This window comes from Nonomuraea sp. NPDC050556 (assembly GCF_044457355.1).
Taxonomy (GTDB): domain Bacteria; phylum Actinomycetota; class Actinomycetes; order Streptosporangiales; family Streptosporangiaceae; genus Nonomuraea.
Window position 1 is genome coordinate 1,109,028 of the sequence record NZ_JBITGU010000002.1, and the last position, 16,012, is coordinate 1,125,039.

13 protein-coding genes are annotated in these 16,012 nt (G+C 69.0%); 9 read left to right on the plus strand and 4 right to left on the minus strand.

The annotated features are described in order from the left end of the window. Nucleotides 1-7: 7 nt before the first annotated feature. Nucleotides 8-631 (minus strand): DUF5941 domain-containing protein, encoded by a 624-nt coding sequence (locus ACIBG8_RS23260; protein ID WP_397344997.1) that lies wholly within the window; start codon nt 629-631, stop codon nt 8-10. After that, nucleotides 628-2,067, minus strand: coding sequence for a CDP-alcohol phosphatidyltransferase family protein (locus ACIBG8_RS23265; protein WP_397344998.1), 1,440 nt, complete (start codon nt 2,065-2,067; stop codon nt 628-630). Before ACIBG8_RS23265 ends, ACIBG8_RS23260 begins: the two co-directional genes overlap by 4 nt. A gap of 67 nt (nt 2,068-2,134) precedes the next feature. Between ACIBG8_RS23265 and ACIBG8_RS23270 the strand changes: the two genes are divergently transcribed. After that, nucleotides 2,135-3,541, plus strand: coding sequence for an SDR family NAD(P)-dependent oxidoreductase (locus ACIBG8_RS23270; protein ID WP_397344999.1), 1,407 nt, complete (start codon nt 2,135-2,137; stop codon nt 3,539-3,541). Nucleotides 3,542-3,545: 4 nt separating this feature from the next. After that, a complete protein-coding gene (locus ACIBG8_RS23275) occupies nt 3,546-5,285 on the plus strand; it encodes a CDP-glycerol glycerophosphotransferase family protein (protein WP_397345001.1) in 1,740 nt (579 codons plus the stop codon). On the opposite strand, the gene ACIBG8_RS23280 is transcribed toward ACIBG8_RS23275, so the two are convergent. Further along, complete coding sequence (locus ACIBG8_RS23280) at nt 5,248-6,264, minus strand: glycosyltransferase family 2 protein (RefSeq protein ID WP_397345002.1); 1,017 nt, start codon at nt 6,262-6,264, stop codon at nt 5,248-5,250. The genes ACIBG8_RS23275 and ACIBG8_RS23280 overlap by 38 nt on opposite strands. A 70-nt stretch (nt 6,265-6,334) precedes the next feature. Between ACIBG8_RS23280 and ACIBG8_RS23285 the strand changes: the two genes are divergently transcribed. The 5 genes from ACIBG8_RS23285 (at nt 6,335) to ACIBG8_RS23305 (ending at nt 11,652) form a co-directional block, all read left to right on the plus strand. Next, on the plus strand, nt 6,335-7,786 hold the full coding sequence (locus ACIBG8_RS23285) for an LCP family protein (protein ID WP_397345003.1): 1,452 nt from the start codon (nt 6,335-6,337) through the stop codon (nt 7,784-7,786). A gap of 42 nt (nt 7,787-7,828) precedes the next feature. Further along, nucleotides 7,829-8,164, plus strand: a complete 336-nt coding sequence (locus tag ACIBG8_RS23290; protein ID WP_397345004.1) for an STAS domain-containing protein — start codon at nt 7,829-7,831, stop codon at nt 8,162-8,164. A gap of 553 nt (nt 8,165-8,717) precedes the next feature. After that, complete coding sequence (locus ACIBG8_RS23295) at nt 8,718-9,545, plus strand: LLM class flavin-dependent oxidoreductase (RefSeq protein WP_397345006.1); 828 nt, start codon at nt 8,718-8,720, stop codon at nt 9,543-9,545. Nucleotides 9,546-10,291: 746 nt separating this feature from the next. Further along, the gene (locus ACIBG8_RS23300; protein ID WP_397345007.1) at nt 10,292-11,011 is read left to right on the plus strand and encodes a DUF4097 family beta strand repeat-containing protein; all 720 of its coding nucleotides are present in this window, start codon (nt 10,292-10,294) and stop codon (nt 11,009-11,011) included. A gap of 140 nt (nt 11,012-11,151) precedes the next feature. After that, on the plus strand, nt 11,152-11,652 hold the full coding sequence (locus ACIBG8_RS23305; protein ID WP_397345008.1) for a GNAT family N-acetyltransferase: 501 nt from the start codon (nt 11,152-11,154) through the stop codon (nt 11,650-11,652). Here the strand turns inward: ACIBG8_RS23305 and ACIBG8_RS23310 are convergent. After that, entirely contained in the window at nt 11,576-12,790 is a 1,215-nt protein-coding gene (locus ACIBG8_RS23310) for an aromatic ring-hydroxylating dioxygenase subunit alpha (RefSeq protein WP_397345009.1), read from the minus strand. The two genes, ACIBG8_RS23305 and ACIBG8_RS23310, sit on opposite strands and share 77 nt — an antisense overlap. Before the next feature lie 62 nt (nt 12,791-12,852). Between ACIBG8_RS23310 and ACIBG8_RS23315 the strand changes: the two genes are divergently transcribed. Together ACIBG8_RS23315 and ACIBG8_RS23320 are read left to right on the plus strand one after the other, a co-directional pair. Beyond that, a complete protein-coding gene (locus ACIBG8_RS23315) occupies nt 12,853-13,611 on the plus strand; it encodes a GntR family transcriptional regulator (RefSeq protein ID WP_397345010.1) in 759 nt (252 codons plus the stop codon). A 22-nt stretch (nt 13,612-13,633) separates the two neighbouring features. After that, nucleotides 13,634-16,009, plus strand: coding sequence for an FAD-dependent oxidoreductase (locus ACIBG8_RS23320; protein ID WP_397345011.1), 2,376 nt, complete (start codon nt 13,634-13,636; stop codon nt 16,007-16,009). The last annotated feature ends 3 nt before the right edge of the window (nt 16,010-16,012 follow it).

A 16,012-nucleotide genomic window follows, 5' to 3' on the forward strand; every position in this document is an offset into this window, starting at 1 on the left:
TCCGCTCTTAGTCTTGCGTTTCCAAATCGGTAGCTTCCATCCCGGATCGGGGTACGGCGAGCCAGCACGTGACGCTCTCCCAGCCGAACAGCCCCCACAGGTAGACCGACAGGATCGCGAACCCCCACGCCACCTGCCCGGCGATCACCGCGAGCGCCACCGCGAGCATCCTGCCGTCCCACCCGAGCCCGAACGTGGCCAGCCACGCGGGCGGATAGACCCGCTGCCGGAGGCGATAGACCAGGTCATAGTGGTGGAACGCCATCGCGCCGAGCAGCAGGAAGATCAGCGCGGGCGGCAGGTCGTGCGCGAAACCCACGGCTGCGATGAAGACGTACTCGGTGATGCGCAGGATCGGCGGCACCAGCCAGTCGAGCCTGCCGTCGTGCGGGTGCGAGCTGCCCGGCCCGGCCAGCAGCAGCGTCACGGCGGGCGCGAACACCGCGAGCCCGTCGCTGCCCGCCACCCCGATCACGAGCAGGACGGCGCTGACGAACGTCCCGGCGATCAGCGGCGGCAGCGGCGGCAACTGCCCCGCCACCAGCACGCCCATCCCCCGCGAGAGCGGCCCGTCGTCCCGGTAGGCCACCACGGTGCTACTCGGCACCGGCGTCATGTGGACTGAAATCACGACAACGACCTCGCTATCCGCCCGACGAGCGAGTAGAGCGCGGCCACGCCGCCCCAGCCGAGCAGCGCCACGAAGGTCGCCCGCGCGTTGAACACCCCGGCGGTGATCGCGATCAGCGCCATCCGCTCCCCGATCGGCAGCACGATGATCTTCTTGATCCACCGCAGGACCGTCTCGCGCTCGAACCGCTGCGAGAGCCCCAGCACGCCGCGCCTGGTCACCGGGTGGTCTGAGGCCTCCATGAGCGAGCGCGGCGGCCTGGCCCACGAGGATCCCACCCGGGCCGCGTCGGCGATCGCGCCGGAGAAGGAGAAGTCGATCGAGTGCCTGACGACCTGCAGGACCATCGCCGCGACCGCGAGCTGCCAGATGTGGTCGGGGTTGCCGAGCCCCGCCGCGTAGCCGAAGGCGAGCCCGACGTAGACGACGAACTCCTTCAGCCGGTCGGCCATCGCGTCCACCCACGCGCCGAGCGGCGTGAACCCGCGCGTGTAGCGGGCGAGCTGCCCGTCCACACAGTCGAGCACGAACGAGAGATAGAGCAGCACGGCACCGGCGACCTGTGCCTCCCGCGTGCCGGCTGAGAACCACACGGCGGACAGGACGGCCAGGCCGATCGAGATGCCGGTGACCGAGTTGGGGCTCAGCTTGAGCTTGGCGGCCAGCCGTACGATCCATTTGGACCAGGTCGAGACGAAGTAGGTGGAGAAGAAGCCGTCGTCGGTCTTGACCGCGGTGTCCAGCCGTACCTTGGCCTCGTCGACGTCGGCCAGCCGGGTGAAGGCCAGGTCGGCCGAGGACTGGCCGGTGACGCGGTCGCAGTGGAGCGGGCCGATCGCGGCCGCCCTGACCGGCACGCCCGACCTGACCAGCCCGACCAGCAGCAGGTCCGCCGCCTCGACGGCGCTGACCGGGCCGATCCTGCCGGTGTCCGCGAGCTCGGCCAGCTCGTCGGCGATGTCGGCGAGCGTGGCGAGGTCGGCCTCGCCGACCTGGAGCACGCCCCTGAAGGTGGCGTTCGCCTCAGGCACGACGTGGAAGGAACTGCCCGAGGCGACGACCTTGCCGCTCTCGACGCGCACCGGCGGGCGCAGCGGGCCACCGGCCGCGTCGAGGCTGACCAGCGCCCCTGTGTCGCGCGCCGGGTGTTCGAGCAGCGAGGCCAGCGCCTCGGTGTGGGCGACCAGGTCGGCGGGCAGCACGACCACGGGTCCTGTGGAGATGCGGGCGATCTTGGCCACGCCGCGCAGGTCGGCGCCGAGCCCGCTGCTGGGCGGCACGATGTGCACGTCGCGGACGGGAAGCGTGACGAGTTGGTCGCTGATCCGGTCGAGGAGCGTGCCGTCCGCACAGGAGAGCCTGGAGGCGGGAGTGGTGGCGAGCACGACAGCGGCAGTCGTCACGTTCTCACGGGTTTCCGCAGCTCGCGCGACCATGAGCAAAGCGTAGCGACACGACTGCCCGATATCACGGATTGAACAGCCGTGGCTTTACGCTCAGCACATGCCTACCGAATCTCGTCTGCGTTCCGTCGGTGTGGTCCTGGCGGGTGGTGTCGGGCAACGGGTCGGTCTGAACACCCCCAAGCAGCTCATCAAGATCGCCGGGAAGACGATCCTGGAGCACACGCTCGGGCTCTTCGATCGGAGCCCCGAGATCGACGAGATCATCGTGCTGATGACCCCGGGCTTCACCTCGGACGTCGAGGACATCGTGGCGCGCGGCGGGTTCGGCAAGGTCAGCCAGATCATCGAGGGCGGCGAGAGCCGTACCGAGACCACCTGGCGGGCGCTCAAGGCGCTCGGCCCGCACGAGTGCAACGTGTTGCTGCACGACGCCGTGCGCCCCCTGCTCGAACCGCGCATCATCACCGAGTGCGTCAACGCCCTGCAGACCTACCAGGCGGTCGACGTCGCCATTCCCAGCTCGGACACGGTCGTCGTGGCCGCCCCCGGGCCGCGCGGAGAGATCATCCGCGACATCCCGGACAGGTCCCGCATCAAGAGGGGGCAGACGCCGCAGTGTTTCCGGCTGTCGGTGATCCGCGAGGCCTACGAGCGCGCCTTCAACGACCCGGACTTCGACAAGCACCCGGCCACCGACGACTGCGGCGTCGTGCTGCGCTACCTGCCCGACGTGCCGATCGTGCTGGTGCCGGGCAGCGAGCACAACATCAAGGTCACCCACCCGGTCGACGTGCACATCGCCGACAAGCTGTTTCAGCTCGCCGCCGCGACCGCGCCCAAGCCGACCCCGCAGGCCTACCGCGAGGCGCTGCACGGCAGGTCGCTCGTCGTGTTCGGCGGCAGCTACGGCATCGGCGCCGACATCGTCGACCTGGCCGGATCGTACGGCGCGCAGGTGCACTCCTTCTCCCGCACCCAGAACGGCGTGCGCGTCGAGGACTACGCCTCGGTCGCCAAGGCGCTGGCCGAGGTCGGGCACGTCGACTACGTGGTCAACACCGCGGGCGTCCTGCACATGGGCAAGCTGGCCGAGGTCACCGACGACACGATCGCCGACACCGTCAACGTCAACTACCTGGGCCCGGTCAACGTCGCCAGAGCCTCCTACGAGTACCTGCGCGCCTCGCGCGGCCGGCTCCTGCTGTACACCTCCAGCTCCTACACGCGCGGGCGCGCGAACTACAGCCTCTACTCCTCCACCAAGGCCGCCGTCGTCAACCTCACCCAGGCGCTGGCCGACGAATGGGCCACCGACGGCATCAGGGTCAACTGCGTCAATCCCGAACGCACCAGCACGCCCATGCGCGAGCGCGCCTTCGGCGAGGAGCCCGCGCACACCCTGCTCTCCCCCAGGGCCGTCGCCCAGACCAGCCTTGACGTGCTCATTTCCGACCTCACCGGCCAGGTCATCGACGTCAGGCTGGATGGAGTGATTACCGTGTGATCACATGAGGAGACTGTCCGCGATCGCCCTGTTGCTCGGTTGCTATCCCGCGTTGCTCGTCGCCGCCCTGTGGCCGTCGCCGATGGCGTTCGCGGCGATCGCCATGGTGTCGTACGCGGCCGAGTTCCTCGCGCCGCGCGTCGCCAGGCCGCTGGTGGACCTGCTGTCGAAGGTGCATCTCGGGGTGACGTTGCGTTTCGTCATCCGGGAGATGGCCGCGATCTTGCTGGTGGCGCGGACGACCGGGCCTGACTCGGTGTGGTTCATCGCGCTGGCCTGCGGGCTGTTCGCCATGCACGGGGTGCGTGCCGTACAGACCGGGCTGGCGATGCGGTTCCGGCAGTCGCTCAACCAGATGCCGGTGACGGCCCGCAATCTGGACGTCTCGGCGCTGCGCATCCCGTCGATGCCGCCCGAGCTGCTGGTCAACTACCGCGGCGTGCGCTTCCTCTACCTCGACGTGCTGCCGGTGCTCGGGGCCGCGCTCGGCGGCTTCGCCGCCGCCATGGGCGCGGGGCTGGGGCTGGCGCTGGGGTCCTGCGGCGTCCTGGCCCTCATCCCCTATGTACGGCGGGCGGCGCCGCTGGGCAACGCCGCCCGCGTGCTGGACGTCGTCGGCGCGCAGGTCACGGCGTACGCGCCCGAGGTGATCCTCTACTTCTCCGGCGCCCCCGACGCCGTCTACCAGGCCAGGATGTGGCTCAGCACGCTGGAGCGCATCGACCGCCGGGCGATCGTGGTGCTGCGCGAGCGCGGCATGGCGGAACGGCTCGGGCCCACGTCGCTGCCGGTGGTGTGCATCCCGTCCTCGGCGGACCTCATGGGCTTCCACGCGCTGGGCAGCGCGCGGCTGTGCCTGTATGTCGCCAACGTCGGCAGGAACATCCACATGCTGCGCATCCCCGGCCTGCGCAGCGCCTTCATCGGGCACGGCGACAGCGACAAGGAGGCCTCGTTCAACCCCTTCTCCAAGGTGTACGACGAGGTCTGGGTGGCCGGGCAGGGCGGCAGGGACCGCTACCTGCGCGCCAAGGTCGGGGTGCGGGACGAGGACGTGCGCGAGGTGGGGCGTCCGCAGCTCGACGGCATCGCGCACGACGGGCCGGCGCTGCCGTACCGGACGGTTCTCTACGCCCCCACCTGGGAGGGCTGGACCGACGACCTGTTCCACACGTCGCTGATCACGATGGGGCAGCGGATCGTGCGCAGGCTGCTGGACCACGATCCGGCGCTGCGGGTGATCTACAAGCCGCACCCGCTGACCGGGCACCGGGACAAGGCGGCCGCCCGCGCCAACAAGAAGATCATCCAGATGATCGAGGCGGCGAACCTGCGCGCCGCCAAAGCCCGCCACCCTTCATCCGGAGGCGGTCCTCGCGGGGCGCACATCGGACATCTCATCGTGACCGGGGCGGAACCGCACCTCTACAACTGCTTCAACCAGTCGGATCTGATGATCAGCGACATCTCCAGCGTCGTGGCCGACTTCATCGCCAGCGGGAAGCCGTACGCGGTCACCAACGTCTCCGGGCAGCCCGAGCGGGCCTTCCACGAGCGGTATCCGAGCACGGAGGCGGGCGTGCTGCTGACGCCGGGCCTGGAGGAACTCGCCGGGCTCCTGGACGGGCCGGACGAACTCGCCGAGGCCAGGAGGAAGCTGAAGTGCTACCTCCTGGGCCCCGACTATCCGGACGCGATGACCAGGTTCAGCGCTGCGGTCGAGCGAGCTTTCTCGGACTCGTGAGGAAACCCCAGCCCCACGAGACGTGCATGGTGGCGTAGACGATCGGCAGCCTGGCCAGGGCGCTCGCGGGAAGCCCGCGGCCGGTCAGGACCGAGCCCACGACGATCGCCGCGGCGTAGCCTCCCGGGACGATCAGCGTGATCGGGAGGAACGGCGCGGCCACCAGGCCCAGGATGATGCCCAGGACGGCGGCGGGTGGCGCGAGGTAACGCAGGTTGATCGTGCCCTCGTGGGTGCGGGCCACCACCCTGCGCCAGCGTCCGTAGTGGAAGTATTGCTTGGCCAGCGCCTTGACGCTGGGCCTGGGCCGGTAGGAGACGCGCATGGCCGGCTGGAACCACACCAGGCCGCCGCTCTCGCGGATGCGGTGGTTCATCTCCCAGTCCTGGGCGCGCTGGAAGTGCTCGTCGTAACCTCCGACGCGCTCCAGCGCCTGGCGGCGGAAGACGCCCAGGTAGACGGTGTCCGCCGGCCCCGCCGTACCTCCGACGTGGAAGGCCGCGGCGCCCACCCCGATCTTGGAGGTCATCGCGCGGGCCACGGCCTGCTCGAACGGCGTGACGCCCTCGGCGGCCATGATGCCGCCGACGTTGTCCGCACCCGTCTGCTCCAGCGTCTCCACGGCCACCTTCAGGTAGTCGGCGGGCAGGATGGCGTGCCCGTCGACTCTGGCGATGATCTTGTTGCGGGCGACACGGATGGCGGCGTTGAGCGCGTTGGGGGTGCGGCCCGTCGGGTTGGGCACGAGCGTCACCCTCGGGTCGGCCGCCGCGATGGCGTCGGCGACCTCCTGGGTGCGGTCGGCACAGGGCCCGATGGCCAGCACGACCTCGATCTCACCCGGGTAAGCCTGGGCGAGGACCTGGTCGACGGCGTCGCGGAGGTGCCGTTCCTCGTTGAGGATCGGCATGATCACGGAAATCGGCGGCCACGCGCGGGTCTCCGCGGGCGCGTGCGGCGAGTCGGGGAACTGCTTCATGGCGGCCCTCACGCTACTGTACGACCAGGGGAGGAAGGCAATCTCCGCCAGCATTTTAAGGGGGCACGGCATGCGCGACCCGGCCGAGGAGGACGCTGGAGTCCACGTCGGCGGTGACGCCTACGGCGGCGTCAAGCTCAATCCTTCCGGCGGGCGCCCGCGCAGGAACGCGCGCAAACGCAGGCGCAACCTCACGCTGGCCGGTGCCCTGTCCGCCGTCGTGCTCGCCGGGTCTGGCGTGGTGTGGGCGACCAACACCTACGGCCTGGGCGGCATCCAGTCCGTCGAGGCGGGCGCCGCCGGCATCGAGTCGAGCGGCGCGATGAACATCCTGCTCGTCGGCGTCGACAAGCGCGACAACCTCAGCAGGCAGGACCAGAACCGGCTCAAGCTGGGTCACGAGGTCGGGCAGCGCACCGACACGATGATGCTCATCCACCTGTCCGCCGACCACGACAAGGTGACCGTCGTGAGCCTGCCGCGGGACACCTGGACGACCATTCCCGGGCAGGGCCAACACAAGATCAACTCGGCCTACCAGTTCGGCGGGCCGAAGCTCACCATGAAGACGGTGCAGCAGGCGACTGGCCTGCCGATCAACATGTACGTCGAGGTCAACGTGCTGGGCTTCATCGATGTCATCGAGGCGCTGCACGGGGTCACCGTGTGCACGCCGGTGCCGATCGACGACAAGAAGCTCAACTTCGTGCTGCAGCCGGGCACCCATGAGCTCGACGGGGTGCAGGCGCTCGCCTACGCGCGGACCCGGTCGACGGCGCGCTCCGACTTCGACCGCATCGACCGGCAGCAGCAGGTGATCTCCGCGTTGCTGAACAAGGCGCTGAGCAGCTCCACGCTCGCCAATCCAGCCACGCTGGGCGCCTTCGTCCGGACCATGAAGGACACGATCAGAATCGACCCGGCGGGCGACCTGACCTCGCTGGCCGGTCAACTCAGAGACACCTCCCTGGACAACGTGAAGTTCACCAACGTCCCCATTTCCGACGTCGACTTCAAAACCCCCTCAGGCGAGTCAGCCGTCCTCTGGGACAAGGCAGGCGCAGCCGAACTTTTCCGCCGCATAGCCGCAGACCAGGATTTGTCCGCCAAGCCCACCCCTTCGCCCACTGTTTCCGCATCTGTCGCCGCCATCCCGCCTGGCCAGATCACCGTCAAGGTCCTGAACGGCACGCTCATCACCGGCCTCGGCGCCCGCACCAAGGCGGGCCTGCTCGCGGCCGGCTTCCAGGTGCCCGGCGAGCCGGGTAACACCAGCAAGAAGGACTTCAAGCAGACCATCGTCCGGTACGGCCCAGCCCGTGCGGACGCCGCCCGCGTGGTCGCGGCGGCGATTCCTGGAGCTGCGTTGCGCCAGGTCGACATCCAAGGCATCGAGGTCGTTGTAGGCAGCGACCAACCCAAAATCCGCAAGGCCAAGCCCGCTGCGACACCCACTCCCATCACAACGGCCACGCCTACGACTCGGACCGCGACCCAGAACATCTGCAAGAAACCGGCATAGTCGGCCTTACTCCGGGCACTGTTCAGGCCGGAGGTGGGCGTCATGGTCGTCAGATCCTGGACCGAGGACCCTTGCACAGTGGTGAGGGTTAGCGGGGAACTGGACATGACGGGGGCGCCGAGGTTACGCGCGATCCTGGAGAGGGCGTCGGCGGGCAACCTGGTGATCGACCTGACCGAGGTGCCTTTCTGCGACTCGGTGGGTTTGGGGGTTTTGGTGGAAACCCTGAACCGCATCCGGTCAGCGGGCGGCAGGCTGATCCTCGTGGTGTCCCCGGGGATGATCGCCAACCTGCTGGTGATCACCAACCTGGACCAGCACTTCGACACCCGAGCCTCCATGGACGAAGCCCTGGCCGCCATGCCCCACCCCTCCTAACCCCACCCCACCCTCACCCGCCCAAACCCCACCCCACCGCACCCGCCCAAACCACCCACCTGCCCAAACCCCCTCCCCACGCGCCCAAGCCCACACCCCGCGTGCCCAAGCCCCCTCCCCACCACCCGACCCAGCGCACGCCACCCAACCCGCCCTGCCCACCCCGGCCCCACACTCCGCACGCCCAGCCCGCCCCTATGCCCGCGCCCTTCCCAGCACGTCCCACCCAGCCCTGTGCGTCCCCACTCAGCCCAGCCCCCGCCCGGCACCCTCACCCTCGCCCACCTGGCCCCACCCCACCGCAGCCAACCCAGCTCGACCCCACACCCCTGCACGCCCCACGCCCCGCCCAGAGTCCGGGCACACCCCACCCAGTCCGCCCCCACGCCCCGCGCGCCCCGAATACGACCTCAGGCCACCCGCGCCCTCGCTCGCACCCAGCGCCGAGAAGGGCCCTTCCACAGCAGCCCACACCCGAGCGCCAGCCCCTGCGCCCGGCACGATGCGACACCTCACGCCTCCTCCAGGGAGAGCGCCGCCTAAGATCGCAGGCATGAGGCTAGGCGTCATGTTCGATCGGGACCTCCCTCCCGAGCAGCTCATCCCCTTCGCCCGTCAACTGGACGACACGTCAGTCGACGACCTATGGGTGGTCGAGGACCTCGGCTGGACAGGCGCCATCTCCGCCGCTGCCACAGCCCTGGCAGTCACCTCACGACTCCGCGTCTGCATCGGCATCACCCCCGCCCCTCTCCGCAACCCAGCCCTGCTAGCCATGGAACTGGCCAACCTGGCCCGCCTCCACCCCGGCCGTCTCGTCGCAGGGATAGGCCACGGCGTCCAGTCCTGGATGCGCCAGGTAGGAGCCGCAGCTGCCTCCCCCCTGGCCCTGCTCGAAGAAACCCTGATCTCCGTCCAATCCCTGATGCGCGGCGAACAGGTGACCCTGCACGGCCGAGAAGTTACCCTGGACGGCATCCGCCTGGTACACCCCGCAGAGGCGATCCCCCCAGTGATGGCCGGAGTCCTGGGCCCCCGATCCCTCGCGGTGTCCGGACGAGTAGCCCAGGGCACGATCGTCCCCGAGGGCTTCGGCCCCAAGGAGATCCGCGACGCCCTCACCCACATAGCGGCCCCTGGGGACCACGAGCTGGTGGTCTTCACCCACCTGTACGTCGGCGACTCCCCAGACCTCCTGGACCCGATCCGCAGAGATGTTGGCGAGTTCGTCGGCAAGGCCCCAGCCGACGTCCCCATGGCCACCGGATCCCCAGCCGAGATCACCGCCTACATAAAGACCCTCCACGACGCAGGCGCCGACACCGTGGTGCTCCGCCCAGTGGGCCCCGACCCCCTCCCCCACGTACTCGCCATCCTTTAACCCACCCCAACGCATCACCGCCCCTCACCCCAACCAACCCACCCCCCAGTCCACCCACCCTCCGAACAACCACCGCTCCCCCAAACAGCACCTCCCAAGAAGCACCCCGGGCATCGCCACGCCGCGCCCCCTGCAGGCGCATCGCCTCAGCTCCCCGTATCGCCCCGTATAGCGGCGTTGCCCGCGCGGCCCGTTGTAGCCGCGTTGCCCCGCGTCACCACGCGCCACACGCGCTACACGCGCCACACGCGCTACACGCGCCACACGCGCTACACGCGCCACACCCACGCGATACCAGGCCCTCTCGCCCCCGCCCCACACATTGGGCATGGAAAGTGCCCCAAGAGGCACTCAGCCCCCTCGGGCGAGCGCCCCCTCGGGCATGCGCCCCCTCGGGCATGCGCCCCCTCGGGCATGCGCCCCCTCGGGCATGCGCCCCCTCGGGCATGCGCCCCCTCGGGCATGCGCCCCTTCGGGCATGCGCGCCCCCCGACAAGCGCGCTCGGACAAACGCGCGTCAGCCACGCACCGGAGCGCGAGACGCCTCCGGATGCCCAAGCACGAAGGATGCCCAAGCACAAAGGACACCCCAGTCCGGGGGACACCCAAAGTCCGGGGACGTCCCCAGTCCGGGCGAGGTGCCTCCGCTCGACAGGAGATCCTCGACGAGAAAAGGCCGAAGGGCTGAGGTGGGGTCGGTCGGATGGACGATGGCGGGCGGTGCGCGAGGCGCGACGATCATCGGCATGAAGAGGATCCTGACCGCCGCAGCGGCCCTACTGGTCCTGACAGGCTGTGGCTTCGAGCTCGACGCCACCCCCGTCCGCTCCACCCAAACCTTCCCCCTCACCAGCACCCGCCTCACGATCACCTCCGGCCTCGGCGCCCTGCGCATCTCACAGGGCAGCGCCAACCAGGTGGTCGTCACCCGCTGGCTACGCGGCAAGGCCGCCAACGACAACAGCTGGGCGCTCAAGGACGGCACCCTGGCCCTCACCGCCCGCTGCCAGCTCGTCTTCGGCGACTGCGGGGCCGAATACGCGATCAACGTCCCTCCAGGAGTCGAGCTGGTGGTCGAGGCAGGAGACGACCCGGTGAGCGTGTCGAGCCTGTCCCAGCGCGTGGCGGTCACCACCACCGGCGGCACGATCAAGGTCAACGGCGGCTCAGGCCAGCTGCGCCTGCTCAGCAAGGACGGAGCCATCCACGCCGAGGGCATCACGTCGTCCGAAGTGCGGGCGCGCACCTCAGACGGCGAGATCCTGCTGGCGTTCGCCACCCCGCCCACCAATGTCGACGCACTCTCCAGGGAGGGCAGGGTGATCACCACCGTCCCCGACGCGCCGTACAAGGTGACGGTCTCCAGCAAGTACGGCAAAGCCACCTCCGACGTGAAGCAGACCGGCGACGGTCGGACGATCATCGCCAAGAGCATCGACGGCAACGTACGAGTGTCGAACCGCTAGCACCATCGCTGGAGATGGCCACAGCCCCCGCAGCGGCAGAACCCATCCCGGACCACACGCGAGACACAGGGAATCAACAAGGCAAGGAGACGGGAACGGCTGCCAGCCAGCCCCAGACGGCCCTCGCTAATCTGTCGATCATGACTTTTCACCTCAGAGCAGCAGAAGCAGGAGACATCGACGCCATAGCCGAGCTGATGGCCGCCCGCAGGGAGGTCTACGAACGGTTCCAGCCCGTCTTCTGGCGCCGAGCGGAGAACGCGACCCAGGGCCACGCCGCCTTCCTCACCACGTTGATCACCAAAGCCAACGTCATCGCACTGGTCGCCGAGCGCGATGGCGTGTTCGCCGGTTTCTCGGTCGCGTCACTCGTCCCCTCCCCGCCTGTCTACAACCCGGGCGGCCCGACGTGCACGCTCGACGACTACGCGGTGGTCGACGACGCCGACTGGCCCACCGTCGGCCTCGCCCTACTCACCGCGACCACGGACCAAGCGCAGGAGAGAGGCGCCGCGCAGGTCGTGGTCGTGTGCGGCCATGCCGACGAGCCCAAGCGCGCCGCCCTCAGGCAGGCAGGCCTGACGATCGCCTCAGAGTGGTGGACTGCCCCACTAAACCCGCCCACCAGCGGTGGAAGTTGATCACGTTGTACTCCTTGTCCGGCGACAGCGGCCCCGGCAGGTAGGCAGAAGAGCGCACCCCGCGCTGCTGCCGTTCGCAGATCTCCCAGTCCTGCTCCGAAGTGAGCTGCCAGAACGGCATCAAGTCCTCAAGCCGGTAGTCGTCCGCGTCGCCGTCGACGAGCCACGTCACGCGCACCCTGGTCACGCCGAACCCGGCAGGCGTCAGCCTGGTGATCACCGAGTGGTCGCAACTGCCGTGCTGCCAGAAGTTGGGCAGGGTGCGCAGGCGAAGCACGCCCACGTCTTCGCTGGTGTAGCCGCCCATGAGCGGGGCGACGCGCGTGCCGTCCATGCTCTCGCTCACGTAACCCTCGACCATGGGCGTTCTGTTCGCCGAGTACCAGATCTGGCCCGTCGCGTCGGGGAACTCGGCCAGCCCCGCCTCCGCGTGGGTGACCTCGAGGCCGCAGCGCTCGGCCGCCTCGGCCATCCTGAGCTCGATCCGCTCGTTCATGTCTATCGCGTCGTACCGGTCGAAATTGGCCTTGATGTATTGCGGATGATTGACGTCACAGTGGTAGCACTCGCGGTTGTTCTCCCAGACCAGCTTCCAGTTCGCCGCGATCTCGTAGTCGACCGACGCCGCCACCTTGGCCGCGCCGAACCCCTGCACAGCCGCCATCGGCCCCATCAACCGCGCGGCGGGTTCGAAGTCGGGCGGATCGTCGGCCAAGCAGATATAGATAAGCCCTTCCAGCTCCCGTACCTGGACAGGCCGCAGCCCGAGCACGGATCTGTCGGTCTCCTTCGGCATACTGCGGCAGGCGCGCAGCGAGCCGTCCAGATCGTAGACCCACTGGTGATAGGGACAGACGAAGGAACGCACCCTGCCCGACGCCTCGGTCGCCACCAGCGACCCTCGGTGTCGGCAGACGTTATGGTGGGCAGCCACCCCGCCGTCGGGCAACCGTACGATGAGCACGGACTGGTCGCCCACGTCGTAGACCACATAATCGCCAGGTTCGCGCAGCTCACCGCCCACAGCGGCGAACAGCCACGAACGTTGCCAGATCAGCTCGAACTCCGCCCTGTACACCTCGGGATCGAGGTAGGAGCGTTGGTCAAGTGCGTAGCCTGGCCTGTAGGTTTCCAGCACCGTACCCACCTTCTCGGATTTGGTACGGTGAATCTACCGACCATTTATCGAGAGGTCAAGTCGTGTTCGTGGAACGGATCGGCCCACTGGAGCTCGACGAGGACGGCGGTCCGCTCTACATGCAGATCGCCGAGGCCATCGCGGCCGCCATCGCCGACGGCAGGCTCGCCACCGGCGACAGGCTCCCCGCCGAGCGCGATCTGGCCGTCGAGCTGGAGGTCAGCCGCGACACGGTCCGCCAGTCGCTCGGCGAGCTCCAGCGGCACGGCAGACTTGTGCGTACGGTGGGCCGTTCCGGGGGCACGTTCGTCGCAGAGCCCAAGGTCAGCAGGGATCTGTCGCGCTATGCCGGGCTCGCGGACCAGTTGAGAGAGCAGAGCATCCAGGGCGGCGCGCGCGTGCTGTCGGCGCGCGAGCGGGCCGCCAGCCCGGCGATCGCCGCAGCGCTCGAGGTCGGCGCGGGTGAGCGGGTCTATGAGATCGTGCGGGTACGGCTGGCGAACGGCAAACCGGTCGCGCTCGAGCACACCTATTACGCTGTCGGCCGACTGCCCGGGCTCATCGACCATCCGCTCGACGGTTCGCTCGACGAGCTGGTGCGCACCCACTATGGTCAGGACCCCGTGCGCGCGATCGAGTATCTCGAGCCGATCCTCGCGGGGCCGGAAGAGGTGGCCGCGCTGGAGGTCGAGGAGGGTGCGCCGCTGATGTTCGTGGAGCGCATCGCGTTCACCTCGGACGGGTCGCCGCTGGAGTTCGGGCGCGACGTGTTCAGAGGAGACCGCACGCGAATGGTCGTGATCGCCTTGCCATACCATTAGCCAACCATTAATGTTTGGCGGCATGGCCCTCCCCTCCCGCAGTGAGATCGTGATCATCGGTGGCGGCGTGATCGGTTGCAGCATCGCCTTTCACCTCGCAGAACGCGGCAAGACAGACGTGGTGGTGATCGAGCGACTCGGTCTCACCCATGGCACGACCTGGCACGCGGCCGGGCTGGTGGGGCAGCTGCGCAGTTCGAGCAATCTGACCAGGTTGATGAAGCACAGCGCCGAGCTCTACGCGGGGTTCGGCGAGGAGGCGGGCTGGCGCGGGGTCGGCAGCATCCGCGTGGCGTCGAGCGAGCAGCGCTGGCAGGAGCTGAGGCGCGCGGCGACCACGGGCAAGAGCTTCGGTTTCGACGTGCATCTGATCACGCCGAGGGAGGCGCAGGAGCTCTATCCGCTGCTCGACCTTTCCGGCATTGTGGGCGCGACCTGGATCCCGTCGGACGGTTACACCGATCCCTCCCAGCTCACCCATACCTTCGCAGCGGCGGCGAGGGCGCGCGGGGTGCGGATCGTCCAGCACTGCAGGGTCGAGGGCATGGAACGGGTGGGGCGCCGGGTGACCGCCGTGCGCACCGAGCAGGGCAGGATCGAAGCGAACGTGGTGGTCAACGCGACCGGTATGTGGGGTGACGAGACGGCGCGCATGGCTGGAGCGTCCGTGGCGGTTTGCGCGCTTGAGCATCAATATCTGGTGACCGAGAAATCCGATCAGATCCCGTGGGACCTGCCGACCTTCCGCGACCCTGACGGGCGTTTCTACATCAAGCCGGAGGCGTCGGCCCTGGCGGTCGGTGGCTGGGAGAGCGGCACGGCCTCGTTCGGTCGCGGCGGCATCGACCGAGACTTCGGCCCGCGGCTTTTGCCTGGAAACTACGAGCGTTTCGAGCCGTTGGGAGAGGCGGCCACGGCCCGCGTGCCGTTCCTGGGCGAAGTGGGCATCAGGGAGATGGTGAACGGGCCCATCCCCTTCACTCCGGACGCCGAGCCGCTCATGGGCACGACGGGCGACCTCGACAACCTCTTCCACTGCTGCGGCTTCTCCTCCGGCATCGCCGCGGCCGGCGGCGCCGGGCTGGCCATGGCCAACTGGATCATCGACGGCGACCCTGGCATGGATCTGTGGCCCTTCGACGTGCGCAGATTCGGACAACCCCACCTCGTCCGGTCAGCGCTCTACGAGCGCGCGGTCGAGGCCTACTCCCGCTACTACGCGATCGCCTATCCGCAGCACGAGCAGGGGGTGGTCCGCGGCCAGCGCCGCAGCCCGCTGTACGACCGGCTCGCCGGACGCGGCGCCGTCTACGGGGCGAAGTTCGGTTACGAACGCCCTCTCTGGTACGGCGGGCCGGGCGAGGAACCGTCGTTCGGCAGAACCGCGGCCTGGGATCGGGTGGCCGCCGAGCACCGGGCCGTGCGCGAGGGCGTCGGCCTGATCGACATGAGCTCGTTCAGCACCTACGAGATCAACGGCCCAGGCGCGCTACCGCTGCTCCAGCGGCTGGCGGGCGCCGAGATGGACGTCGCCGTCGGAAAGATCGTCTACACGCAGCTGCTCAACAGAAGGGGCGGGATCGAGGCGGACGTGACGATCACGCGGCTGGCCGAGGAGCGCTTCTACCTGGTCACCGGGAGCGCCTTCGGACCGCACGACACCGCGTTCCTCCTGGCCCACAGCACACCCGACGTCGCGATCACCGACGTCAGCTCCGCGACGGCCGTGATCAACGTCTGTGGTCCGCGTTCGCGCGACGTGCTGTCCCACCTCACACACGACGACCTGGCCTTTCCCTACATGACGGGCCGGGAGCTCGATCTGGGATACGCCCCGGTGCTCGCCTTACGCGCCACCTACGTGGGCGAGCTGGGCTGGGAGCTGCACGTGCCCACCGAGTACGCCCGCGACCTCTACGACCGGCTGCTCGGCGCGGGCTCCGCCTTCGGGATCAGGGACGTCGGCTACCGCGCGGTGCAGACCCTGCGGATGGAGAAGCAGTATCTCGCGTGGGCAGCCGACATCACCTCGGACAACAACCCGTTCGAGGCCGGGCTCGACTTCTGCACCCGTCCTGACAAGCCGGAGCTACTGGCGGGTCCCGCGCTGCGCGAGATCCGGGATCGGGGGGTGAGTCAGCGCTTGTGCTGGTTCACCACGGGTGCTGAGCCGGTGATGCACGGGGGTGAGCTGGTGGCGTATGAGGGGCGAGCGCTGTCCAGCGTGAAGAGCGCGGGCTTCGGGCACACGGTGGGGGCGACGGTGTTCTCGGCCTACGTACCGGTGGAACTGGCGGGTGAGCGGGAGTTCGAGGTGGAGATCATGGGCGAGCGCTTCTCCGCGGTACGGCACGACGGACCTCGCTACGACCCCAAGGGCATCCGCATCCGCGCCTGACCC